This is a genomic window from Streptomyces sp. NPDC051051 (genome assembly GCF_040682975.1).
Lineage (GTDB): Bacteria > Actinomycetota > Actinomycetes > Streptomycetales > Streptomycetaceae > Streptomyces.
In genome coordinates this window covers 17550-39309 of sequence record NZ_JBFBCB010000014.1, presented here as the reverse complement: position 1 = coordinate 39309, position 21760 = coordinate 17550, and the positions used below count along the sequence as shown (strand labels likewise).

Sequence of the window (21760 nt, the reverse complement as noted above, 5' to 3'; positions counted from 1 at the left end):
TGTCCAGGGCACCCGGCGCCCGGTGCGCCGGGTGCCCTGGACGCGCCTACCGTGGGAGACACCGGAACACTTCGGGCTCACTTTAGGTAAACTAAACAAAGGTGAGCCGGGAAGTCTGGTCGGCACGAGTTCCGTGCTGCCCACCCACCGGAGGCCCACCGTGACCGCGCCCCGCGCCGACACCCCCCGCGCCACCCCTCCCCGCAAGGTCTTCGGACGCCTGTCCCTGCCCGAGCGGAACTACGTCGCGGACGCGCTGCGCACCGAGACCGTCGGCGGCGTGCTGTTGCTGGTCGCCGCCGTCACCGCGCTGATCTGGGCGAACATACCCGCGCTGCACGACAGCTACGAGAGCGTCGGTCACTTCCGCCTCGGCCCCGGGGCGCTCGGGCTGAACCTGTCGATCGAGCACTGGGCGGCCGACGGGCTGCTCGCCGTCTTCTTCTTCGTCGCCGGCATCGAGCTCAAGCGCGAACTCGTCGCCGGTGACCTCAAGGACCCGAAGGCCGCCGCACTGCCCGTCGTCGCCGCCCTGTGCGGCATGGCCGTACCGGCGCTGGTCTACGTACTGACCTACCTCACCGGCGGCGGTGCCCTGAACGGCTGGGCCGTGCCCACCGCCACCGACATCGCCTTCGCGCTCGCCGTCCTGGCCGTCATCGGCACCTCCCTGCCCAGTGCCCTGCGGGCCTTCCTGCTCACGCTCGCCGTCGTCGACGACCTGTTCGCGATCCTGATCATCGCCGTCTTCTTCACCGACGGCATCGACTTCGCCGCGCTCGGCGGCGCGGTCGTCGGCCTGGGCTTGTTCTGGCTGCTGCTGCGCAAGGGCGTACGCGGCTGGTACGTGTACGTGCCGCTCGCGCTGGTGATCTGGGCGCTGATGTACAACAGCGGCGTCCACGCCACCATCGCGGGCGTCGCGATGGGCCTGATGCTGCGCTGCACCACCCGCGAGGGCGAGGAGCACTCCCCCGGCGAGCACATCGAACACCTCGTACGCCCGCTGTCGGCCGGCCTGGCGGTCCCGCTGTTCGCCCTGTTCAGCGCGGGGGTGTCGATCTCCGGCGGCGCGCTCGGAGACGTGTTCACCAAGCCGGAGACGCTGGGCGTCGTCCTGGGGCTCGTCGTCGGCAAGACGGTCGGCATCTTCGGCGGTACCTGGCTGACCGTCCGCTTCACGCGGGCCTCGCTCAGCGAGGACCTCGCCTGGGCGGACGTCTTCGCCGTGGCCTCGCTCGCCGGCATCGGCTTCACCGTCTCGCTGCTGATCGGGGAGCTGGCCTTCGAGGGCGACGCCGCCCTGACCGACGAGGTCAAGGCTGCCGTCCTGACGGGCTCGCTGATCGCGGCGGTCCTGGCGACCGTGCTGCTGAAGGTGCGCAATGCCAAGTACCGCCGGATGTGCCAGGACGAGGAGCGCGACGACGACCTCGACGGCATCCCGGACATCTACGAGGAGGACGAACCGGCGTACCACGCGCGCATGGCGGAGATCTACGACCGCAAGGCCGCCGAGCACCGCCGGCTCGCCGCGGAGAAGGCCGCGGAGAAGGCCGCGGCGCGCCACGGGCTTGCCGAAGTGGCGGGCGGGGCGGGCGAGGAGGACGACCGTCCGGCATGATCTGACGGGACGGTACAAAAGACGGGGCCGCACGCAGTCAGGCAGAAGACGGCGGAACCGTACAAGACGAGGGAGACCGCGATGAGCGCACCCGACGGCAGCCCGGTCGGCGCCGAACGCAGCATCGGTCAGCTGTTCGCCTCCGCGACGACCGAGATGTCGGCGCTGGTGCACGACGAGATCGCGTTGGCGAAGGCCCAGCTCAAGCAGGACGTGAAGCGGGGGGCGACGAGCGGCGGCGCGTTCACGGTGGCAGGCGCGATCCTGCTGTTCTCGCTGCCGATGCTGAACTTCGCCCTCGCGTACGGCATCCGTACCTGGAGCGACTGGAATCTGGCGATCTGCTTCCTGCTGTCCTTCGCGGCGAACGTCCTCGTCGCCGTGGTCCTGGCGCTGATCGGCGTCGCCTTCGCCAAGAAGGCCAAGAAGGGCAAGGGCGCGCAGAAGGTCGCCGCCTCGATGAAGGAGTCGGCGGGCGTCCTGCAGAACGCCAAGCCGCACCCGCGGCCCGAGCTGGCGCAGGACGGTGGCCGGAAAGCCCTCGAGCCTGTGGCACGCTCGTCGTCATGACGGACCCCGCCACCCCTTCGGCTCAGCCCGCCTCGGTCGTCCGGCCCGAGTTCGTCGGCGAGACCAAGGTGACCCACCGGGAGGTCGCCGCCAACGGCGCTCGCTTCCACATCGCCGAGCTGGGCGACGGCCCGCTCGTGATGCTTGTGCACGGCTTCCCCCAGTTCTGGTGGACGTGGCGGCACCAGCTGACCGCGCTGGCCGACGCCGGCTTCCGGGCCGTCGCCATGGACCTGCGGGGCGTGGGCGGCAGCGACCGTACGCCCCGCGGCTACGACCCGGCCAACCTCGCCCTCGACATCACCGGAGTGATCCGCTCCCTCGGCGAGCCGGACGCCGCGCTGGTCGGCCACGACCTGGGCGGCTATCTGGCGTGGACCGCGGCGGTCATGCGCCCCAAGCTCGTACGACGGCTCGCGGTCGCCTCAATGCCGCACCCGAGGCGCTGGCGCTCCGCGATGCTCGCCGACGTCCGGCAGACCACGGCCGGCTCCCACATCTGGGGGTTCCAGCGGCCCTGGATCCCGGAGCGGCAGCTCACCGCCGACGACGGCGAGCTGGTCGGCCGGCTGATCCGGGAGTGGTCCGGGCCCCGGCAGCCGGAGGACAAGGCGATCGAGACGTACCGGCGGGCGATGTGCATCCCCTCCACCGCGCACTGCTCGGTGGAGCCCTACCGGTGGCTGGTGCGGTCGCTGGCCCGGCCGGACGGGATCCAGTTCTACCGGCGCATGAAGCGGCCGGTGCGCGTGCCGACGCTGCATCTGCACGGTTCCCTGGACCCGGTGATGCACACCCGCAGCGCGGCCGGTTCGGGCGAGTACGTCGAAGCGCCGTACCGCTGGCGGCTGTTCGACGGGCTCGGGCACTTCCCGCACGAAGAGGATCCGGTCGCCTTCTCCACCGAACTGGTCAACTGGCTGAAGGATCCCGAACCCGATCGGTGACCGGATTGTCACGCTCGGTATCCGGAACTGAACGCGTGTCCTACGAACAGCCAATTGCCCGGCGCATAGGCCAATTGGCGGGCTACCGGGCGGTTATCGACCTTGGGGCCCGGGCAGACGTCGGTGTATGGGCTGGACGCACGACTACAGTGACGCAGTACGCGACCGCCGCTCGGCCGGTGGTCTTGACTCCCACCAACGAGGCAGCGGCCCGCAGTCGCAGGGCAACGATCTCAGGGTGGGCATTCCCCGTATCCTCCGCCGCCGGGCCCGCTGGGTCTCGGTACGCCTGCGTCACCCGCGCGACTGACGCTCTCGCGCGGTCCTCCCCGGGGGCTGGTCCCCCGGAGACGAATCCCTTTCCCACAGTGCCGAACCACAGTTTCCGACAGGGCGTGTTGCCGGTCGCTCGACGACCGGCACCGCGTCAGAGGGCGCAGTTGTCGCTGTCCACCTGCTGGTTGGCGGCGCGTCCACGGGTGATGTCCTGCCGGATCTCGTCCGCGGTGAGCGCGTAGCCGGTGTCGGCGTCGTCGAGGGACTTGGCGAAGACCACACCGTAGACCTTGCCTTCGGGCGTGAGCAGTGGGCCGCCGGAGTTTCCCTGACGGACCGTCGCGTACAGCGAGTAGACGTCGCGGCGGACGGTGCCGCGGTGGTAGATGTCCGGGCCGTTGGCCGTGATACGGCCCCGCACGCGCGCCGCGCGGACGTCGTACGAGCCGTTCTCCGGGAAGCCGGCGACGATCGCGCCGTCCCCGCTCGCCGCGTCCCCGGTGGTGAACTGCAGTACGGGCGCGTCGAGATCGGGTACGTCGAGGACGGCGATGTCGCGCTTCCAGTCGTACAGCACGACCGTGGCGTCGTACTTGCGGCCCTCGCCGCCTATCTGGACGGTCGGCTCGTCGACGCCGCCCACGACGTGCGCGTTGGTCATGACGCGACGCTCGCCGAAGACGAAGCCGGTGCCCTCCAGGACCTTGCCGCAACTCTCCGCGGTACCCATGACCTTGACGATGGAGCGCTGCGCGCGGACCGCCACGGCGCTGTTCGCCAGGGCGGGGTCGGGCGGCTGGACGTCGGTGATCGGCTCGTTGGCGAACGGGCTGAAGACCTGCGGGAAGCCGTTCTGAGCGAGGACGGAGGAGAAGTCGGCGAACCAGGTGTCGGCCTGGGCGGGCAGCGCCTCGGACACGCCGTGCAGCACCGTGGAGCTGCGGACCTCCTTGCCCAGTGTGGGCAGCGTCGTACCGGCGAGGGCGGACCCGATCAGCCAGGCCACCAGCAGCATCGCGACGACGTTGACCAGGGCGCCGCCGGTCGCGTCCAGCGCGCGGGCCGGGGACCAGGTGATGTAGCGGCGCAGCTTGTTGCCCAGGTGGGTGGTGAGGGCCTGCCCCACGGAGGCGCAGACGATGACGACCACCACGGCGACGACGGCGGCCGTCGTGCTCACCTCGGAGTTGTCGGTCAGCCAGTCCCAGATGACCGGCAGCAGGTAGACGGCGACGAGACCGCCTCCCAGGAAACCGATCACCGACAGGATGCCGACGACGAAGCCCTGGCGGTAGCCGACGACCGCGAACCAGACGGCCGCGACCAGCAACAGGATGTCCAGCACGTTCACCGTTCAGGCCTCGCCTCTTTCTACCCGGCCACGGCAGGCCGGCCGGGGTCCGGAGGGTCGTCCCCCGAGTACACACAGCACGGACGACACCCTGTCATGACCGCCAGTCGAGTGGCACCAGCTTCTCGCGGTCCCAGGGGCGCTCCCAGCCCGCGTAGTGCAGGAGGCGGTCGATCACGCCGGCGGTGAAGCCCCACACCAGGGCGGATTCGACCAGGAATGCCGGGCCTCGGTGGCCGCTGGGGTGGTGCGTGGTCGCGCGGTTGGCGGGATCCGTGAGATCCGCCACGGGGACCGTGAACACGCGGGCGGTCTCGTTCGGATCGACGACTCCGACCGGGCTCGGCTCGCGCCACCAGCCCAGCACGGGGGTCACGACGAACTCGCTGACCGGGATGTACAGCTTGGGCAGCACACCGAACAACTGGACGCCCGTCGGGTCGAGGCCGGTCTCCTCCTCGGCCTCGCGCAGGGCGGCCCGCAGCGGGCCGTCGCCGTGCGGATCGCCGTCCTGCGGGTCGAGGGCGCCGCCGGGGAAGGACGGCTGCCCGGCGTGCGCGCGCAGCGAGCTGGCCCGCTCCATGAGCAGCAGTTCGGGGCCGCGCTCGCCGTCACCGAAGAGGATGAGGACCGCCGACTGCCGCCCGCCTCCGTCCTCCGGGGGCAGGAAGCGGCTCAGCTGGAGCGGCTGCACCGTCTCCACGGCGTCCGCCAACGGCCCCAGCCAGGCCGGCAGCCCCTTCTTGCTGAGGGTCACCGACCCGCCCTGCGTGTCACTCGCGCGCGCCATCACCGCACCACCCCCCGGTTCTGCCCGGTCCAACGCCCGAGGCGACGCGGATCGTTCCGGTTCGGCGGGGTCGTACTCAGCCTCATCCGGCCCCCAGCGGGGGAGCGGGGCGGCCGCCCGCGTCCAGGTAGGCCTGGGGCGGGTTCAGCCGTTGGCCGGGGAAGCCGCCCTTCTCGTACTTCAGGAGCTTCTTCGCCCGCTCCGGGTCCGTCTCCCCCTCGCCGTACGCCGGGCAGAGCGGCGCGATGGGGCAGGCGCCGCAGGCGGGCTTGCGGGCGTGGCAGATGCGGCGGCCGTGGAAGATCACGTGGTGCGAGAGCATCGTCCACTCGCTCTTGGGGAAGAGCGAGCCGACGGCGGCCTCGATCTTGTCCGGCTCGGTCTCCTCGGTCCACCTCCAGCGCCGTACCAGCCGCTGGAAGTGTGTGTCCACGGTGATTCCCGGTCGGCCGAACGCGTTGCCCAACACCACGAAGGCGGTCTTGCGGCCGACGCCGGGCAGCTTCACCAGGTCCTCCAGACGTCCGGGAACCTCTCCGTCGAACTGCTCGACCAGGGCCTTGGAGAGCCCTGTCACCGACCTGGTCTTGGCGCGGAAGAAGCCGGTCGGACGCAGGATCTCCTCGACGTCCTCCGGGTCGGCGGCGGCCAGGTCCTCGGGGGTGGGGTACTTCGCGAAGAGACCGGGGGTGGTCTGGTTGACCCGGAGGTCGGTGGTCTGGGCCGACAGGACGGTGGCGACCACGAGTTGGAAGGGGTTCTCGAAGTCCAGCTCGGGGTGGGCGTAGGGGTAGACTTCGGCGAGCTCGCGGTTGATGCGGCGGGCGCGGCGGACCAGGGCGGTGCGGGACTCGCTCCGGGAAGGCCTGGGCGACTTCGAAGGCTTGGGCGACTTGGGCGACTTCGGCGGTGCCGGGGCGGTCGCGGCGGTCCCCGCGGTGCCTGCCGTCTTGGCGGCGGTCCCCTTCTTCGCGGCCGTCTCCTCCGCCGCCGCGGACGTCGAGGGGGCCGTCCTCTTCGCAGCCGCCTTCTTCACGGTTTCCGCCCTCTCCTCGTCACCACCGGAGCTCTGTTCGCCCACGGCGGAATCGCGTCGGTCCACCACCCGCCCAGCCCCCTCGGCCTGTGTTCTCACCGGCTGTTCGGACACCCGGCCAGCCTAAAGCCCGACACCGACATCCGCCCCGGACCCTGAAGATCGGCCCCCAATTGGACCCCTGACGCTTACCCCAGGACACCTGTGCGGCATCCTTGTGACAGATCACACTGTTTGGACCGCCCGGCAAAATGGGGAACACGGACCCCTGGCACACGGGGGAGCAAGATCCCCTGAGCAGGTCGACAAGGAGAGAACTCGTGGACGACGTCCTCCGGCGCAACCCGCTCTTCGCGGCACTCGACGACGAGCAGGCCGCGGAGCTCCGCGCCTCCATGAGCGAGGTGACGCTCGCCCGTGGCGACTCCCTGTTCCACGAGGGAGACCCCGGCGACCGGCTCTACGTCGTCACCGAGGGCAAGGTCAAGCTCCACCGCACGTCGCCGGACGGCCGCGAGAACATGCTGGCCGTGGTCGGCCCCAGCGAGCTGATCGGCGAGCTGTCGCTCTTCGACCCGGGCCCGCGGACGGCGACCGCCACCGCGCTGACCGAGGTCAAGCTGCTCGGCCTCGGCCACGGCGACCTCCAGCCCTGGCTGAACGCCCGCCCCGAGGTGGCCACCGCGCTTCTGCGCGCCGTCGCCCGGCGCCTGCGCAAGACCAACGACGCCATGTCCGACCTGGTCTTCTCCGATGTTCCCGGCCGCGTCGCGCGCGCCCTGCTGGACCTGTCCCGCCGCTTCGGCGTGCAGTCCGAGGAGGGCATCCACGTCGTCCACGACCTCACGCAGGAGGAGCTGGCCCAGCTGGTCGGCGCGTCCCGCGAGACCGTGAACAAGGCGCTGGCCGACTTCGCGCAGCGCGGGTGGCTCCGCCTGGAGGCGCGGGCGGTCATCCTGCTGGACGTGGAGCGACTGGCCAAGCGGTCCCGCTGACCGCCGGGTCCGGCCGACGGCGTGTTCGCGCGGGCGACCGTCGGCGGGCTCGGGCTGTCGGTGTGGGCATTGCCGGGAAGGGGGCCGTCCCCGGGCCCCCGCGCGCCTGACGGCCTCGGTTTCGTGCACCGGGCGGGCCCTGCCCTCGGCACGGGTGAAAAAGGTGAGGTCTGTCGCCGCCTCCCGCAGCACAGTGGCCCCATGAGCGACATCCGTCCAGGTCTGGACGCCCAGGGATTCATCGCACGCGAAGGTTCCCTCGCGCGCGTGCCGCACGTCTTCCGCCCCGTCGTCGCCGCGGCACGGGACCGGTTGCCGCACCTGTTCGGGGAGCGGCTGCACAGCGCGTATCTGTACGGGTCGGTTCCCCGTGGCACCGCGCGCGTGGGGCGCAGCGACCTCGACCTCCTGGTCGCGCTGCACGAGAAGCCCACCGAGGCGGACCGGGCGGGCGTCCGCTCCCTCGGCGAGGCCCTCGACCGGGAGTACCCGCAGATCGACGGGGTCGGCACGCTGCTCCACGGCCGCGCCCGGCTGCTGGGCGACGCCGAGCGGTACGACCTGGGCTGGTTCGTGGCGTGCCTGTGCACGCCGCTGCTGGGCGAGGACCTGGCCGGGCACCTGCCCCGCTACCGGCCCACTTCCCTGCTCGCGCGGGAGACCAACGGTGACCTCGCGCTGCTCCTCCCGCGCTGGCGCGCGCGCATCGCCGAGGCGGACGACACCGACGCGGCCCGGCTGCCGCTGGTCCGGTTCATGTCCCGGCACCTCGTGCGCACCGCCTTCACCCTGGTCATGCCCCGCTGGAACGGCTGGACCAGCGACCTGCACGAGATGGCGGAGGCCTTCGCCGCGTACCACCCCGCGCGCGCGGAACAGCTCCGCGCGGCGGCCGTACGCGGATACGAGCCGACCGGGGACGCCGACGTGCTGCAGGAGTACGTCGAGGATCTCGGGCCCTGGCTGGCGGACACGTACGCGCGCGTGCACGGCGTGAAGACACCGAGGCCGGACTGACGGGACCTTCGAAACACGCCCTAGATGAGGCCGTGCTCCTGGAGGTACTCCAGCTGGGCCCGTACCGACAGCTCCGCCGCCGGCCACAGGGAGCGGTCCACGTCCGCGTAGACGTGGCCCACGACCTCGGCGGGGCTGCGGAGACCGTCCTCCACGGCCGTCTCCACCTGGGCGAGACGGTGGGCACGGTGGGCGAGGTAGAACTCGACGGCGCCCTGGGCGTCCTCCAGGACGGGTCCGTGGCCCGGCAGGACGGTGTGGACGCCGTCGTCGACCGTGAGGGACCTGAGCCGTCGCAGGGAGTCCAGGTAGTCGCCCAGGCGGCCGTCGGGGTGCGCCACGACCGTCGTACCGCGGCCGAGGACCGTGTCGCCGGTCAGGACGGCGCGGTCGGCAGGCAGGTGGAAGCAGAGGGAGTCGGCGGTGTGGCCCGGCGTCGGGACGACCCGCAGCTCCAGACCGCCGACCGTGACCACGTCACCGGCGGCCAGGCCCTCGTCGCCCAGCCGCAGCGCCGGGTCCAGGGCCCGCACCTTCGTGCCGGTCAGCTCGGCGAAGCGGCCGGCGCCCTCGGCGTGGTCGGGGTGGCCGTGGGTGAGCAGGGTCAGGGCGACGCGCTTGCCGGCCTTCCGGGCGGTGTCGACGACCGCGCGCAGGTGCCCCTCGTCCAGCGGGCCCGGGTCGATCACGACGGCCAGGTCCGAGTCGGGCTCGGAGACGAGCCAGGTGTTCGTGCCGTCCAGGGTCATCGCGGAGGCGTTCGGGGCGAGGACGTTGACCGCGCGCGGGGTGGCGGGACCCGAGAGGACTCGGCCGCGGGGCCTGCCGGGCAGGGCGGCTGCGTCGGTCATGCGGGGCCTCCACCGGCCGGGATGTGCTTGGTGAACTCGTCGTGGCCCGGCCAGGACAGCACGACCTCGCCGTCCTCGAGACGGGCCCGCGCCAGAACGGGGGTGAGGTCGCGTGCGGGTGCGGCGGCCAGCGCCTCGGCGGCCGTGCCGTACGGCAGCAGCTGGCGCAGGGTCGCGATCGTGGGCGGCATCATCAGCAGCTCGCCCTCGTCGTACGAGGCGGCGGCGTCGGCGGGGCGGATCCAGACCGTGCGGTCGGCCTCCGTGGAGGCGTTGCGGGTGCGCTGGCCCTCGGGGAGCGCGGCGACGAAGAACCAGGTGTCGTAGCGGCGGGGCTCGAACTCCGGGGTGATCCAGCGCGTCCAGGCGCCCAGCAGGTCGGAGCGCAGCACCAGCCCGCGCCGGTCGAGGAACTCCGCGAAGGACGTCTCGCGGGCGACGAGGGCGGCCCGGTCGGTCTCCCAGTCGTCGCCGGTGGTGTCGCCGACGACGGAGTCGGGGGTCGGCCCGGCGAGCAGCACACCGGCCTCCTCGTACGTCTCCCGTACGGCCGCGCACACGATGGCCTGGGCCGCCGTCTCGTCGACGCCGAGCCGCTCGGCCCACCAGGCACGCGTGGGGCCCGCCCAGCGCACGTGCCGGTCGTCGTCACGCGGGTCGACTCCGCCGCCCGGATACGCGTACGCGCCTCCGGCGAAGGCCATGGAGGCGCGTCTGCGCAGCATGTGGACGACGGGGCCGCTGCCGGCGTCCTTCAGGAGCATCACCGTGGCCGCGCGTTTCGGGGCGACCGGGGTGAGTGTGCCGTCCGCGAGCGCACGGATGCGCTGCGGCCAGTCCGGGGGAAACCACTGCCCATTCGCCATGGCCGGAGGCTATCCCGTGACACGCGAATGTTCGAGAGGTGCCCGAGGTCAGACGGTACGCCGGTGGCACGGCCCCGGCCGGCCGGCGTCCACCGGACAGGCCGGCCGGCTACTGCGCCAGCTCGACCTGGATCTCCACCTCGACGGGCGCGTCCAGGGGCAGGACCGCGACGCCGACCGCGCTGCGCGCGTGCACGCCCTTGTCGCCGAGGACCTCGCCCAGCAGCTCGCTCGCGCCGTTGAGGACGGCGGGCTGGCCGGTGAAGTCGGTGGCCGACGCCACGAAGCCCACGACCTTCACCACGCGCGCGATGCGGTCCAGGTCACCGGCGACCGACTTGACGGCGGCCAGGGCGTTCAGGGCGCAGGTGCGGGCCAGGTCCTTGGCCTCCTCGGGGGTGACCTCCGCGCCGACCTTGCCGGTGACCGGGAGCTTGCCGTCCACCATCGGCAGCTGGCCCGACGTGTACACGTACGGGCCGGACTGCACGGCCGGCTGGTAGGCCGCGAGGGGCGGCACGACCGCGGGCAGGGTCAGGCCCAGCTCGGCGAGCCTCGCCTCGACCGCGCTCACGCCTTCTCCCGCTTCAGGTAGGCCACGAGCTGCTCGGGGTTGTTCGGGCCGGGCACGACCTGGACGAGCTCCCAGCCGTCCTCGCCCCAGGTGTCCAGAATCTGCTTCGTGGCATGCACGAGCAGCGGCACGGTTGCGTATTCCCACTTGGTCATGGGCCGACTTTATCCGCTGCGAGGGCGGGGTCCGGTCCCCGGCCATGTGGCCGATCGGACACCGGTTGTCCACAGCCTCCCGATTGACTCGCGCGCCGACTGGTTACGCTCGAAGACGTGAGCAGGCTCCAGGTCGTCAGCGGCAAGGGCGGGACCGGAAAGACCACGGTCGCCGCCGCTCTCGCGTTGGCTCTCGCGACCGAGGGGAAGCGGACGCTTCTCGTCGAGGTCGAGGGCCGCCAGGGCATCGCGCAGCTCTTCGAAACGGAGGCGCTGCCTTATGAGGAGCGGAAGATCGCCGTCGCTCCCGGGGGCGGGGAGGTGTACGCCCTGGCCATAGACCCCGAACTGGCCCTTCTGGACTACCTCCAGATGTTCTACAAACTGGGCGGCGCGGGCCGCGCCCTGAAGAAGCTGGGCGCGATCGACTTCGCCACCACCATCGCGCCGGGCCTGAGGGACGTGCTCCTCACCGGCAAGGCGTGCGAGGCCGTGCGCAGGAAGGACAAGAACGGGCGGTTCGTGTACGACCACATCGTCATGGACGCCCCGCCCACGGGCCGCGTCACCCGCTTCCTGAACGTGAACGACGAGGTCGCGGGCCTCGCCCGGATCGGCCCGATACACAACCAGGCGCAGGCCGTGATGCGGGTGCTGAAGTCCCCGGAGACGGCGGTGCACCTGGTGACGCTGCTGGAGGAGATGCCGGTCCAGGAGACCGCCGACGGCATCGCCGAACTGCGGGCCGCGAAGCTTCCCGTGGGGCGGGTCATCGTCAACATGGTCCGGCCGGAGGTGTTGGACGCGGACGGGCTGGAACTCGTCAGGACGGTGGCGCGTTCCTCTGTTGCGCGGTCGCTGTCCGTCGCGGGACTGGGCGGAGCGCGCCGGGGCGGGCACGCCGAGCGGCTGGTGGACCCGCTCCTGACCCAGGCCGACGAGTACGCCGAGCGGTATGCGCTGGAGCACGAGCAGCGAGCCGTACTGGGCGAGCTGGGTCTGCCGTTGCACGAACTGCCGATGCTCGCCGAGGGCGTGGACCTGGCGGGCCTGTACGAACTCGCCGGCGAGCTGCGGAAGCAGGGGATGTCATGAGTGCGGACCAGCCTCGGGCCCAGGAGGGCTCTCGCCGTCTCTCCCCCGCGCGCACCCTGGACGTCGACCCCCTGCTCGACGATCCGGGGACCCGCATCGTGGTGTGCTGCGGTGCGGGCGGGGTCGGCAAGACGACGACCGCGGCGGCGCTGGGCCTGAGGGCGGCCGAGCGGGGCCGCAAGGTGGTCGTCCTCACCATCGACCCGGCGCGCCGGCTCGCGCAGTCCATGGGCATCGACTCGCTCGACAACACGCCCCGCCGTGTGAAGGGCGTCGAGGGGGACGGCGAGCTGCACGCGATGATGCTCGACATGAAGCGCACCTTCGACGAGGTCGTCGAGGCGCACGCGGACGCCGAGCGGGCGGCCTCGATCCTGTCGAACCCCTTCTACCAGTCGCTCTCCGCGGGCTTCGCCGGCACGCAGGAGTACATGGCGATGGAGAAACTGGGGCAGCTGCGGGCGCGGGACGAGTGGGACCTGATCGTCGTCGACACGCCGCCGTCCCGCTCCGCGCTGGACTTCCTGGACGCGCCCAAGCGGCTCGGGTCGTTCCTGGACGGACGGCTGATCCGGCTGCTGACGGCCCCGGCCAAGCTGGGCGGCCGCGCGGGGATGAAGTTCCTCAACGTCGGGATGTCGATGATGACCGGCACCCTCGGCAAGCTCCTCGGCGGCCAACTGCTCAAGGACGTCCAGACGTTCGTGTCCGCGATGGACACGACCTTCGGCGGTTTCCGCACGCGTGCCGACGCCACGTACAAGCTTCTCCAGGCGCCCGGGACGGCGTTCCTGGTGGTGTCGGCACCCGAGCGGGACGCGCTGCGGGAGGCGGCGTACTTCGTGGAGCGGCTGGCCACCGAGAAGATGCCGCTGGCCGGGCTGGTGCTCAACCGGGTCCATGGCAGCGGCGCCGCCCAGCTGTCCGCCGAGCGGGCGCTCGCCGCTGCCGAAAATCTTGAGGAACCCCGCATTGTGGATCAGGACGGTGGGAAAGCTGGACTTCGTAACTCCCCCGACACGTACGGCAGTTCAGAAGCAACCGCTCCAGGGACACCGGCCGCCGACAGTGGCACCGACGGCGACTCCCCCACCGGCCCCGCCCCGGAGCGGTCCGCCGACCAGCTCACCGCAGGCCTGCTGAGGCTGCACGCCGATCGTATGCACCTGCTCTCCCGGGAGCAGCACACGTGGGACCGCTTCGCCTCGCTGCATCCCGAGGTCGCGGTCGTCGAGGTGGCCGCGCTGGCCGGCGACGTACACGACCTGGCGGGGTTGCGGGACATCGGAGACCGGCTCGCGGCCAATCGGCCGGAGCTGCCCGAGACGGAGGTCTGAGGAGACCCACTGGGGGACGGACCCCCTCAGCGGGGACCCACCAGGGGACAAAACCCTCAGCCCACCGCCGCGTAGTTCTCGTACACCTGGTCGTCGTCGAGCGGCACGATGCCCGCTCCGCGCTCGTACTCCGAGCGCGCGGTCTCCAGGAGCCGGCGCCAGGAGGTCACGGTCGGCCGCCTGCGCAGCAATGCGCGGCGCTCGCGCTCCGTCATGCCTCCCCACACGCCGAACTCGACGCGATTGTCGAGCGCGTCCGCCAGGCACTCGGTGCGCACCGGGCATCCGGTGCACACCGCCTTGGCCCTGTTCTGCGCTGCTCCCTGAACGAACAATTCATCCGGATCAGTAGTGCGGCAGGCGGCCTGCGCACTCCAGTCGGTTACCCAGCCCATACCGGCGCCGTCCTCTCCCGAATCGAGGCTCCCCCACGGCGGCAGCGGCATATTCACCGCCGCCAGTTGAGGACGTTACGGAAGGTGGGCACAGCGCAACACCCCCTTCGGGCCCAATCTTGAATGGTCCGAACGGACTATGCGTAAGCGGCAGATCACCCGGGGGAGTGAGCCTGCGACATGTGCGACCATCCCGGCGAATCGGGACGGTTTGCTTGAGTCACAACGGACGCCGGTTGACACACAAGGCGGATTCGGACACGCCCCCATCAGAAAGCGAGGAACCTCCGGAACGATTCAGGGTCGCCGGACGTATTGATACGTAGCCCTGCTGCTGTGACAGTTGAGAGCAGCTTAGGCCAAGGCATTGACGCGTGTCCGGCGAATGAGAACGTAGGCTGCCCTCATGCCAAAGAAGAGCTCGGGCGGTGGTCTGACGGCGACCCAGCAGGCCGCCAAGTTCCTCGGTGTCAGTGTGCTCGCGGGAGCCGTGCTGGCCGGCATCGCGCTGCCCGCGGTCGGGGCGCTGGGACTGGCCGCGAAGGGGTCGGTGGAGTCCTTCGACGAACTCCCCGCGAACCTCAAGACGCCGCCGCTGAGCCAGCGCACCACGATCCTCGACGCCGAGGGCGACCAGATCGCCACGGTCTACTCACGGGACCGCACGGTCGTCGACCTCAAGAACATCTCGCCGTACCTGCAGAAGGCGATCGTCGCGATCGAGGACTCCCGCTTCTACCAGCACGGCGCGGTGGACCTGAAGGGCGTCCTGCGCGCCCTCAACAAGAACGCGCAGAGCGGTGGTGTCTCCGAGGGAGCCTCGACGCTCACGCAGCAGTACGTGAAGAACGTCTTCGTCGAGGAGGCCGGTGACGACCCGACGAAGGTCGCGCAGGCCACCCAGCAGACCATCGGCCGGAAGATCCGCGAGCTGAAGTACGCGATCCAGGTCGAGGAGGAGCTGGGCAAGAAGAAGATCCTCGAGAACTACCTGAACATCACCTTCTTCGGCCAGCAGGCCTACGGCGTCGAGGCCGCGTCCCAGCGGTACTTCTCCAAGCACGCCAAGGAGCTGACCCTCCCCGAGTCGGCCATGCTGGCCGGCATCGTCCAGTCGCCCAGCCGGTACGACCCCGTCAACGACGAGGCCGAGGCCGTCAAGCGCCGCAACGTCGTGCTGGAGCGCATGGCCGAGGTCGGGGACGTCTCGCGGGCCGAGGCCGACGAGGCGAAGCGGGCACCGCTGGGCCTGAAGGTGACCCAGCCGAAGAACGGCTGCATCACGGCCGTGCAGGGCGCCAGCTTCTTCTGCAAGTACGTCGAGCGGGTCTTCCTCAGCGACCCGGTCTTCGGCAAGACGAAGGAGGAGCGCGCCAAGATCTGGAACCGCGGCGGCCTGACCATCCGCACGACGCTCGAACCGCAGGCTCAGGCGTCCGTGCAGGACTCGCTGAAGGACCACGTCTACAAGTCGGACAAGGTGGCCGCGGCCGCCACGCTCGTCGAGCCCGGCACCGGCAAGATCCTCGCGATGGGCCAGTCGAAGCCGTACGGCTACGGCAAGAACGAGACCGAGTACAACTTCTCGGTCAACGCCGCGATGGGCGGGTCGAACTTCGGCTTCCCGACCGGCTCGACGTTCAAGCCGTTCGTGGCCGCGGCCGCCCTGGAGCAGGGCAAGCCGCCGACGCAGTCGTACCCCGCGCCGTACCAGATGCCGTACCCCCAGCAGGTCCAGACGTGCAGCGGGAAGCCCTGGGTCAACACCAACAACGAGACCCTGGAGAACGAGGCCGAGACCGAGGTCGGGCCCTTCGCGCTGAAGGAGGCCATGGAGCTGTCGGTCAACACCTACTTCGTGGAGATGCTCGGCGACATCGGCATGTGCCCCGTGGTGAAGATGACCGACGCCCTCGGTGTCGTCCAGGGCAACGGCGACAAGGTGCCCGAGGTGCCGTCCTCGATGACCCTCGGTTCGACCGGCCTCTCGCCGCTGACCATGGCGAGCGCCTACGCCGCCTTCGCCAGCCGCGGGATGTACTGCACGCCGGTCGCCATCGAGTCGATCACCCAGACCGTGGGCGGCGCGAAGAAGTCGCTGGAGGTCCCGAAGTCGACCTGCTCGCGCGCGATGAGCGAGAAGACCGCGGACAGCGTCAACACGCTGCTGAGCGGTGTGACGGACTCCGGCACGGGCAAGCAGGCCGGTCTGTCCGGTCGTGCGAACGCCGGCAAGACGGGTACGACGGACGAGCGCAAGAACGCCTGGTTCGTCGGCTACACGCCGAACCTCTCGGGCGCCGTCTGGGTGGGCAGCGCCTCCCAGAAGGTCAAGATGACCAACATCTCCATCGGCGGCACCTACCACGCCCAGGTCTACGGCGGTGACACCCCCGGCCCGATCTGGCGGGACGCCATGACCGGCGCGCTGGAGGGCAAGGAGGCCCCCTCCTTCAACCTCATCAGCATCCCGAGCGGCGAGAAGGACCCCAAGGAGGACGACCGCGGCGACAACGGCCGCGGCAACGACGACGGGAACAACGGCGACTCGGGCTTCATCGGCGGTCTCGTCGACGGCGGCACGACGGGCGACACCTCCGGCGGCATCACCCTCCCGGGCGGCCTGTTCCAGGGACAGGGCAACGGGAACGGCGGGAACGGGGGCGGAGGACGGGGCTGAGGCCCGGACACCTCTTCCACGGCCACGGCCCCTGCCCCCTTCCGAGGGGGGCAGGGGCCGTGGCCGTCACTGCTGGGCGCAGGGTCCAGGTGTCCTGCGACGGGTCAGGTCAGCCCGCGAGGGCCTTCTTGACCACGGCGGCGACGCGGCCGCCCTCCGCCAGACCGGCCACCTTCGGGTTCACGATCTTCATGACGGCCCCCATCGCCCGCGGCCCCTCGGCACCGGCCGCCCTGGCCTCCGCGACGGCCTGGGTGACGATGACCTCCAGCTCGTCGTCGCTGAGCTGCTTGGGCAGGTACGCGGCGAGGATCTCGCCCTCCGCCCGCTCCCGCTCGGCCGACTCCGCGCGACCACCCTGCGCGAAGGCGTCCGCGGCCTCGCGGCGCTTCTTCGCCTCGCGGCTGATCACCTTCTGCACCTCGTCGTCGGAGAGCTCGCGCTTGGTGGTGCCCGCGACCTCTTCCTTCGTGATCGCGGTGAGGGTCAGCCGGAGCGTCGAGGAGCGGAGCTCGTCGCGCTCCTTGATCGCAGCGTTGAGGTCTTCCTTGAGCTTCGACTTGAGCGTGGTCATGAGGGTGATTGTCGCAGGTGCGGACGGAACGTCGCCCCTTCATTTACGCCCGCTCGCCGACGGCTGCCCGCCGGCCCACCGGCGGCGGGCCCCCCGCGAGGCCATCGGCGTCCTTTCGGGGGCGCGTCAGGGGGCACGCAGGTTGGGCACGCCAGGGTCAGGGACAACTGAGGGGCGTCTCAGGGAGGTTCCGGGGACGGTGGGGTCCTGGCCGCCGAACGGGTCTGACACGATGGTCGTATGCGCGCGCGATACGGAGTACCTCTGTCCATCGCGGCGGCTGGCGCCGCCGGTCTGGTGTACGCGGCGGGTTTCGAGGCCCGCTCCTTCCGCCTCCGGAGGGTGACGGTCCCCGTCCTGCCCGCCGGGATGCGCCCCCTGCGCGTGTTGCAGGTCTCCGACATCCACATGGTGAGCGGCCAGCGCAAGAAGCAGCGCTGGCTGCGCTCGCTGGCCGGCCTGCGCCCCGACTTCGTGATCAACACCGGCGACAACCTGTCCGACCCGGAGGGCGTCCCCGAGGTCCTCGACGCGCTCGGCCCGCTGATGGAGTTCCCGGGGGCGTACGTCTTCGGCTCCAACGACTACTACGGCCCCAAGCTGCGCAATCCCGCCCGCTACCTGTTCGAGAAGGCCCAGGGCCGGCACGGACTGAACGGCAACGCGCCCGCGGTCGACGTCGTCCACAACCCGTGGGAGGACCTGCGCGACGGATTCGACGGCGCGGGCTGGCTCAACCTGACCAACACCCGCGGCACCCTGAAGGTCGAGGGCGTGTCGGTCGAGCTGACGGGACTGGACGACCCGCACATCAAGCGGGACCGGTACGCGCAGGTGGCCGGCGGCCCGTCGGAGACGGCGGACTTCTCGATGGGCGTCGTGCACGCGCCGTATCTACGCGTCCTGGACTCGTACACCGCGGACGGCTACCCCCTGGTCCTGGCCGGCCACACGCACGGCGGCCAGCTCTGCATCCCCTTCTACGGCGCCCTCGTCACCAACTGCGACCTGGACACGGACCGGGTGAAGGGCCTGTCCACCCACACGGCGGAGAGCCGGACGGCCTACCTGCACGTGTCGGCCGGCTGCGGCACCAACCGCTACACACCCGTGCGGTTCGCGTGCCCGCCGGAGGTGACGTTGTTGACGTTGGTGGGGAGGGAGTAGGGGGAGGGGTTCGGGGGCCTGGGACGCCAAGGGCTGACGGGTAGGCAGGGAGAGGCGCTTCCCTCGAACGGACCACCCGTATCGCTCCTTTTATCCCTTCTTTCTAGCGTGAAGGCATGACCGCCCCGATACCCAGGGACATGCCGGACCTGCCGGCGGTCCCTCGGACGCACGCGCTCCTGCCCTCCTTCGTTCCCGCCTCCGCGGTGGTGGCCCCGGCACGCCGCCCGCCGGCGGGCGTCCTCCGGCTGCTCGTCGCGGGGACGGCGACCGGTGCCGTGACCCTCGCACTGCTGCTCGGCAGCCCACTGCGGGTGCTGAGCCACTTCTCGGTCCAGAGCACGATCCTGCTGGCCCTGGTCACCCTGGCGTCGGCCCGCCGCGTCTGGACGGCACGCCGCCCCCTCCCCTCCGCCCTGACGGGCGCGGCACTGCTCTACGCCGTGGTCAACGGGCTGGTGTACCACCTGCTGCTGGCGGACGCGGCGAGTCCGTACTCGGTGACGGGTACGACCGGCGCCCCGACGGGCTGGCACGCGGTCACCCATCACCTCCTGCACACGGCGATCCCGGCGGCGGCCGTCCTGGACTGGCTGCTGCTGACGGCCCCGGCCCACCTGCACCTGCGCCAGGCGGCGACCTGGCTGGTCTACCCGCTGGTCTATCTGGGCTTCTTCCTGGCCCGCGCCGCGCTGATCACCGCCGGCGCCCCCGACCGCTACTTCTACCCCTTCCTGGACGCCGCGGCCCACGGCTACAAGCACACCCTGGCCGACGCGCTCCTCCTCGGCCTCCCCCTCTACGCCCTGGCCGTCCTCCTGGTCGCCCTCGACCACGCCCGCCCGAACCCCGTCCGCCACCGCGGCAAAACCGGATTTCGTCTCCAGCCACCGGTGGGCTAAAGTAAACGACGTCGCCGCGACAAGCAGTAGAGCAGCGACATCGGGGTGTAGCGCAGCTTGGTAGCGCGCTTCGTTCGGGACGAAGAGGTCGTGGGTTCAAATCCCGCCACCCCGACAGAGAAGTACCAGGTGAGCCGCCTACGGAAATCCGTGGGCGGCTCACCTGTTTCGTGTGCGTGTCTGTCTGCGTGACCACCGGTTCCCGCGGGTCTACGGCCCTTGCGGGGGGATGACATCGTGTGTGGTGTCAGACGCTGCTTCCCCGCATGGTGGGAGGGAGGCGACGAACCGGGAAAGGACCGGCGACATGATCATCTTTGGAACCAAGGGGTATCTGTACCAGCTCGCGATACTGACGCTGGTGTGCGGGCGTTGCGGTAATCCGTCCGCGCACACGCTGCGGAAGCGCGTCACGAAGTTCACGCTGTTCTTCGTGCCGCTGTTCCCGATCTCGACGAAGTACGCCACGCAGTGCACGTTCTGCGGGGCGGAGCAGAAGCTGGTGAAGGAGCAGGCCGAGCACCTGCAGGCGCAGGCCGTCGGCGGTCAGGGCGGGCAGGCGTACGGGCAGCCGCAGCAGCAGCCGTACCAGTCCTGACGCCACTGCCGTTTCAGGTGTTCCACGTCTCGTCGTAGGGATCCTTCGGCGCGGGCGTCGGCCTGGCCGCGGTGACCTCGATGAAGGGGATCGGGCCGTCGTTGACGGGGTCCTCGACGCGGTGCGGGGTGTAGGTGCCGGTGATCTCCAGCCAGGTGTCCGGCTGCAGCACCGGGGGGATCCGGCCGGTCAGACCCACTTTGACCGGCTGGGCGTCCGCCGCGCAGCAGTTGAGGGCCATGCGGACCAGGTACGGGGTGCCGTCGCGGTCCAGTGCCAGAAAGCCGGTGAGCCGGATGCGGCGGCCGGTGAGCGTGCGGCCGTCGTCGTAGGCCGCGCGGCCCGCGTAGTCGACCACGCTGAGGCGGAGGGGGTCCGCGGCGGGCAGCGCCGGGTAGGCCAGCGGCTCCTGGAGCGCCGTACCGGCGCGGGTGGCGCTGTACGAGCCCAGGGCCGGCGGGGCCACCAGGATCAGGGCGAGGAGGGGGAGGACGAGCAGCCAGGAGACGCGGGGTTCGGGGTGGGAGTGGCGGGCCCGGGGGGTGGTGGCGCTCTCCTTCGGCCGCGTCGCGCGCCATTCGTACCAGGCCGTCGCCAGTGCCGTCGCGATCAGGACCGCGCCCGCCGCCAGGAGCAGGGGGCGCAGGCTTGCCTTCACGTAGCGCAGGTAGAGGTCGGTGGTGCCCGCGTGCAGCAGGCTCGCGCCGAGGAGGAACAGGACGGCCGACTGGGCCTGGCGGTTCACAGCAGCACCGCCCCGGTCAGGACCGCTCCGGTGATCGCCAGCACGAAGGTGAGGGGCGCGAAGCGGAGGGCGAAGCCGCGGCCGAACGTAGCGGCCTGCATCGCGAACAGCTTCAGGTCGATCATCGGGCCGACGACGAGGAAGGCCAGCCGGGCCGTCGGCGAGAACTGCGTCAGCGACGCCGCCACGAACGCGTCCGCCTCCGAGCAGATCGACAGGACCACCGCCAGCACTGCGAGCGACAGCACCGCCACCGCCGGGTTGTCGGCCGCCGTACGCAGCCAGTGCTCCGGGGCCACCGCCTTCAGCGTCGCCGCCGCCATCGCGCCCACCACCAGGAAACCGCCGGCGTGCATCACGTCGTGGCGCGTCGAGTCCCAGAACGCCTCGCCCCTGCTCCGGCCCTCGTGCCGTGCGTGCGCCGGCGGTCGCATCCAGTCCGTGCGGCCCAGGCGGTGCCACAGCCAGCCCATGGCGCAGGCCACCAGCAGGCTCGCCACGAAGCGGGCCAGGACCATCTCCGGGTTGCGGGGGAACGCCACCGCCGTCGCCGTCAGCACGATCGGGTTGATCGCCGGGGCGGAGAGGAGGAAGGCGAGCGCCGCGGCGGGGGTCACCCCGCGGCGCACCAGCGCGCCCGCGACCGGTACGGACGCGCACTCGCAGCCCGGCAGGACCGCGCCCGCCAGGCCGGCCACCGGGACCGCCAGCGCGGGCCGGTGGGGCAGGGCCCGGGCGAAGAAGGACGGCGGGACGTAGACCGCGATCGCCGCCGACAGCAGGACGCCCAGGACGAGGAACGGCAGCGCCTGGATCATCACCGCCACGAACACCGTCGTCCAGGTCTGCATCACCGGGGCGGAGAGGGCGCGGCGCAGGGGGGCCTGCAGCAGCACCACGAGGAGCAGGAGGAGGGTGAGGGCCAGGGGGGAGGTCAGGCGGCGGGGAGCGGGGGGCGCGTTCCCGTCCTCGTTCGGGGTGCCCGGCGGGTCCGGGGTACCCACCGTGTCGAGGGTGCCCGGCGGGTTCGGGGTGCCCGGCTGCTTCGGGGCCTGTTCGGTCGTGGCCACGGGTGGGGCACCTCCGGGTTGCGTCGTTCTCCCTCCCCTCTCTTACGGGCTCGCGGCTCCGCCCGTTCAGGGCGGATCTGGAACCACCCGTCGCGGTGAGGCAGTCTTTCCCCTCGTGGCTGGTCTACCGAATCAGGGTCCGGCG

At 71.2% G+C, this 21760-nt stretch carries 23 protein-coding genes and 1 tRNA gene; 13 read left to right on the top strand and 11 right to left on the bottom strand.

Going from position 1 to position 21760, the window contains the following annotated elements; translation table 11 throughout:
* Positions 1-160 precede the first annotated feature (160 nt).
* From nhaA to AB0N31_RS13405, 4 genes are all read left to right on the top strand, one after another.
* Positions 161-1624 (top strand): Na+/H+ antiporter NhaA, encoded by a 1464-nt coding sequence (nhaA, locus tag AB0N31_RS13420; protein ID WP_366058492.1) that lies wholly within the window; start codon positions 161-163, stop codon positions 1622-1624.
* 81 nt (positions 1625-1705) lie between these two features.
* A complete protein-coding gene (locus tag AB0N31_RS13415; RefSeq protein ID WP_366058491.1) occupies positions 1706-2194 on the top strand; it encodes a phage holin family protein in 489 nt (162 codons plus the stop codon).
* Entirely contained in the window at positions 2191-3141 is a 951-nt protein-coding gene (locus AB0N31_RS13410; RefSeq protein ID WP_366058490.1) for an alpha/beta hydrolase, read from the top strand. The genes AB0N31_RS13415 and AB0N31_RS13410 overlap by 4 nt, the downstream gene beginning before the upstream one ends.
* 127 nt (positions 3142-3268) lie before the next feature.
* Positions 3269-3451, top strand: coding sequence for a hypothetical protein (locus AB0N31_RS13405; RefSeq protein ID WP_366058489.1), 183 nt, complete (start codon positions 3269-3271; stop codon positions 3449-3451).
* Between the two features lie 117 nt (positions 3452-3568).
* Here the strand turns inward: AB0N31_RS13405 and AB0N31_RS13400 are convergent, their stop codons facing one another.
* The 3 genes from AB0N31_RS13400 to nth all read right to left on the bottom strand — a co-directional run bounded on the left by AB0N31_RS13400 (position 3569) and on the right by nth (position 6594).
* Complete coding sequence (locus AB0N31_RS13400; protein ID WP_366058488.1) at positions 3569-4768, bottom strand: MarP family serine protease; 1200 nt, start codon at positions 4766-4768, stop codon at positions 3569-3571.
* A 94-nt stretch (positions 4769-4862) separates the two neighbouring features.
* The gene (locus AB0N31_RS13395; RefSeq protein ID WP_366058487.1) at positions 4863-5558 is read right to left on the bottom strand and encodes a CoA pyrophosphatase; all 696 of its coding nucleotides are present in this window, start codon (positions 5556-5558) and stop codon (positions 4863-4865) included.
* An 82-nt stretch (positions 5559-5640) separates the two neighbouring features.
* Complete coding sequence (gene nth / locus AB0N31_RS13390; protein WP_366058486.1) at positions 5641-6594, bottom strand: endonuclease III; 954 nt, start codon at positions 6592-6594, stop codon at positions 5641-5643.
* 320 nt (positions 6595-6914) lie between these two features.
* On the opposite strand from nth, the gene AB0N31_RS13385 reads away from it, so the two are divergent.
* Both AB0N31_RS13385 and AB0N31_RS13380 read left to right on the top strand, forming a co-directional pair.
* Positions 6915-7589 carry a Crp/Fnr family transcriptional regulator gene (locus AB0N31_RS13385; protein ID WP_020129286.1) on the top strand — a complete coding sequence of 225 codons (675 nt, stop codon included), beginning with the start codon at positions 6915-6917 and terminating at the stop codon, positions 7587-7589.
* Positions 7590-7790: 201 nt separating this feature from the next.
* Positions 7791-8606, top strand: a complete 816-nt coding sequence (locus tag AB0N31_RS13380; protein ID WP_366058485.1) for a nucleotidyltransferase domain-containing protein — start codon at positions 7791-7793, stop codon at positions 8604-8606.
* Between the two features lie 20 nt (positions 8607-8626).
* On the opposite strand, the gene AB0N31_RS13375 is transcribed toward AB0N31_RS13380, so the two are convergent.
* From AB0N31_RS13375 to AB0N31_RS13360, 4 genes are all read right to left on the bottom strand, one after another.
* Positions 8627-9457, bottom strand: a complete 831-nt coding sequence (locus AB0N31_RS13375; protein WP_366058484.1) for an MBL fold metallo-hydrolase — start codon at positions 9455-9457, stop codon at positions 8627-8629.
* Positions 9454-10323, bottom strand: coding sequence for an NUDIX hydrolase (locus AB0N31_RS13370; RefSeq protein ID WP_366058483.1), 870 nt, complete (start codon positions 10321-10323; stop codon positions 9454-9456). Before AB0N31_RS13370 ends, AB0N31_RS13375 begins: the two co-directional genes overlap by 4 nt.
* A gap of 109 nt (positions 10324-10432) precedes the next feature.
* On the bottom strand, positions 10433-10897 hold the full coding sequence (locus tag AB0N31_RS13365) for a RidA family protein (RefSeq protein WP_366058482.1): 465 nt from the start codon (positions 10895-10897) through the stop codon (positions 10433-10435).
* Positions 10894-11052, bottom strand: coding sequence for a DUF4177 domain-containing protein (locus AB0N31_RS13360; protein WP_003967454.1), 159 nt, complete (start codon positions 11050-11052; stop codon positions 10894-10896). Before AB0N31_RS13360 ends, AB0N31_RS13365 begins: the two co-directional genes overlap by 4 nt.
* A 117-nt stretch (positions 11053-11169) precedes the next feature.
* On the opposite strand from AB0N31_RS13360, the gene AB0N31_RS13355 reads away from it, so the two are divergent.
* Entirely contained in the window at positions 11170-12147 is a 978-nt protein-coding gene (locus AB0N31_RS13355; protein ID WP_366058481.1) for an ArsA-related P-loop ATPase, read from the top strand.
* Positions 12144-13484: an ArsA family ATPase gene (locus AB0N31_RS13350; RefSeq protein WP_366058480.1), complete on the top strand. Its 1341-nt coding sequence runs from the start codon at positions 12144-12146 to the stop codon at positions 13482-13484. Before AB0N31_RS13355 ends, AB0N31_RS13350 begins: the two co-directional genes overlap by 4 nt.
* Positions 13485-13540: 56 nt before the next feature.
* Here AB0N31_RS13350 and wblA read toward each other — a convergent pair whose 3' ends face one another.
* Positions 13541-13879, bottom strand: coding sequence for a transcriptional regulator WblA (wblA, locus tag AB0N31_RS13345; protein ID WP_324787120.1), 339 nt, complete (start codon positions 13877-13879; stop codon positions 13541-13543).
* A gap of 406 nt (positions 13880-14285) precedes the next feature.
* Here wblA and AB0N31_RS13340 point away from each other — a divergent pair, with 406 nt between their 5' ends.
* Positions 14286-16559 carry a transglycosylase domain-containing protein gene (locus AB0N31_RS13340; RefSeq protein ID WP_366058479.1) on the top strand — a complete coding sequence of 758 codons (2274 nt, stop codon included), beginning with the start codon at positions 14286-14288 and terminating at the stop codon, positions 16557-16559.
* A 109-nt stretch (positions 16560-16668) separates the two neighbouring features.
* On the opposite strand, the gene AB0N31_RS13335 is transcribed toward AB0N31_RS13340, so the two are convergent.
* On the bottom strand, positions 16669-17133 hold the full coding sequence (locus AB0N31_RS13335; protein ID WP_366058478.1) for a GatB/YqeY domain-containing protein: 465 nt from the start codon (positions 17131-17133) through the stop codon (positions 16669-16671).
* A 240-nt stretch (positions 17134-17373) separates the two neighbouring features.
* Between AB0N31_RS13335 and AB0N31_RS13330 the strand changes: the two genes are divergently transcribed.
* The 4 genes from AB0N31_RS13330 to AB0N31_RS13315 all read left to right on the top strand — a co-directional run bounded on the left by AB0N31_RS13330 (position 17374) and on the right by AB0N31_RS13315 (position 19800).
* The gene (locus tag AB0N31_RS13330) at positions 17374-18300 is read left to right on the top strand and encodes a metallophosphoesterase (RefSeq protein ID WP_366058477.1); all 927 of its coding nucleotides are present in this window, start codon (positions 17374-17376) and stop codon (positions 18298-18300) included.
* A 116-nt stretch (positions 18301-18416) separates the two neighbouring features.
* Complete coding sequence (locus AB0N31_RS13325) at positions 18417-19202, top strand: Pr6Pr family membrane protein (RefSeq protein WP_366058476.1); 786 nt, start codon at positions 18417-18419, stop codon at positions 19200-19202.
* A gap of 41 nt (positions 19203-19243) precedes the next feature.
* Positions 19244-19317 (top strand) — tRNA-Pro (locus tag AB0N31_RS13320).
* Between the two features lie 192 nt (positions 19318-19509).
* A complete protein-coding gene (locus tag AB0N31_RS13315) occupies positions 19510-19800 on the top strand; it encodes a zinc-ribbon domain-containing protein (RefSeq protein ID WP_366058475.1) in 291 nt (96 codons plus the stop codon).
* Between the two features lie 13 nt (positions 19801-19813).
* Here the strand turns inward: AB0N31_RS13315 and AB0N31_RS13310 are convergent, their stop codons facing one another.
* Together AB0N31_RS13310 and AB0N31_RS13305 are read right to left on the bottom strand one after the other, a co-directional pair.
* Positions 19814-20545 carry a TIGR03943 family protein gene (locus AB0N31_RS13310; protein WP_366058474.1) on the bottom strand — a complete coding sequence of 244 codons (732 nt, stop codon included), beginning with the start codon at positions 20543-20545 and terminating at the stop codon, positions 19814-19816.
* Entirely contained in the window at positions 20542-21483 is a 942-nt protein-coding gene (locus AB0N31_RS13305; protein ID WP_366058572.1) for a permease, read from the bottom strand. The genes AB0N31_RS13310 and AB0N31_RS13305 overlap by 4 nt, the downstream gene beginning before the upstream one ends.
* Positions 21484-21760 lie beyond the last annotated feature (277 nt).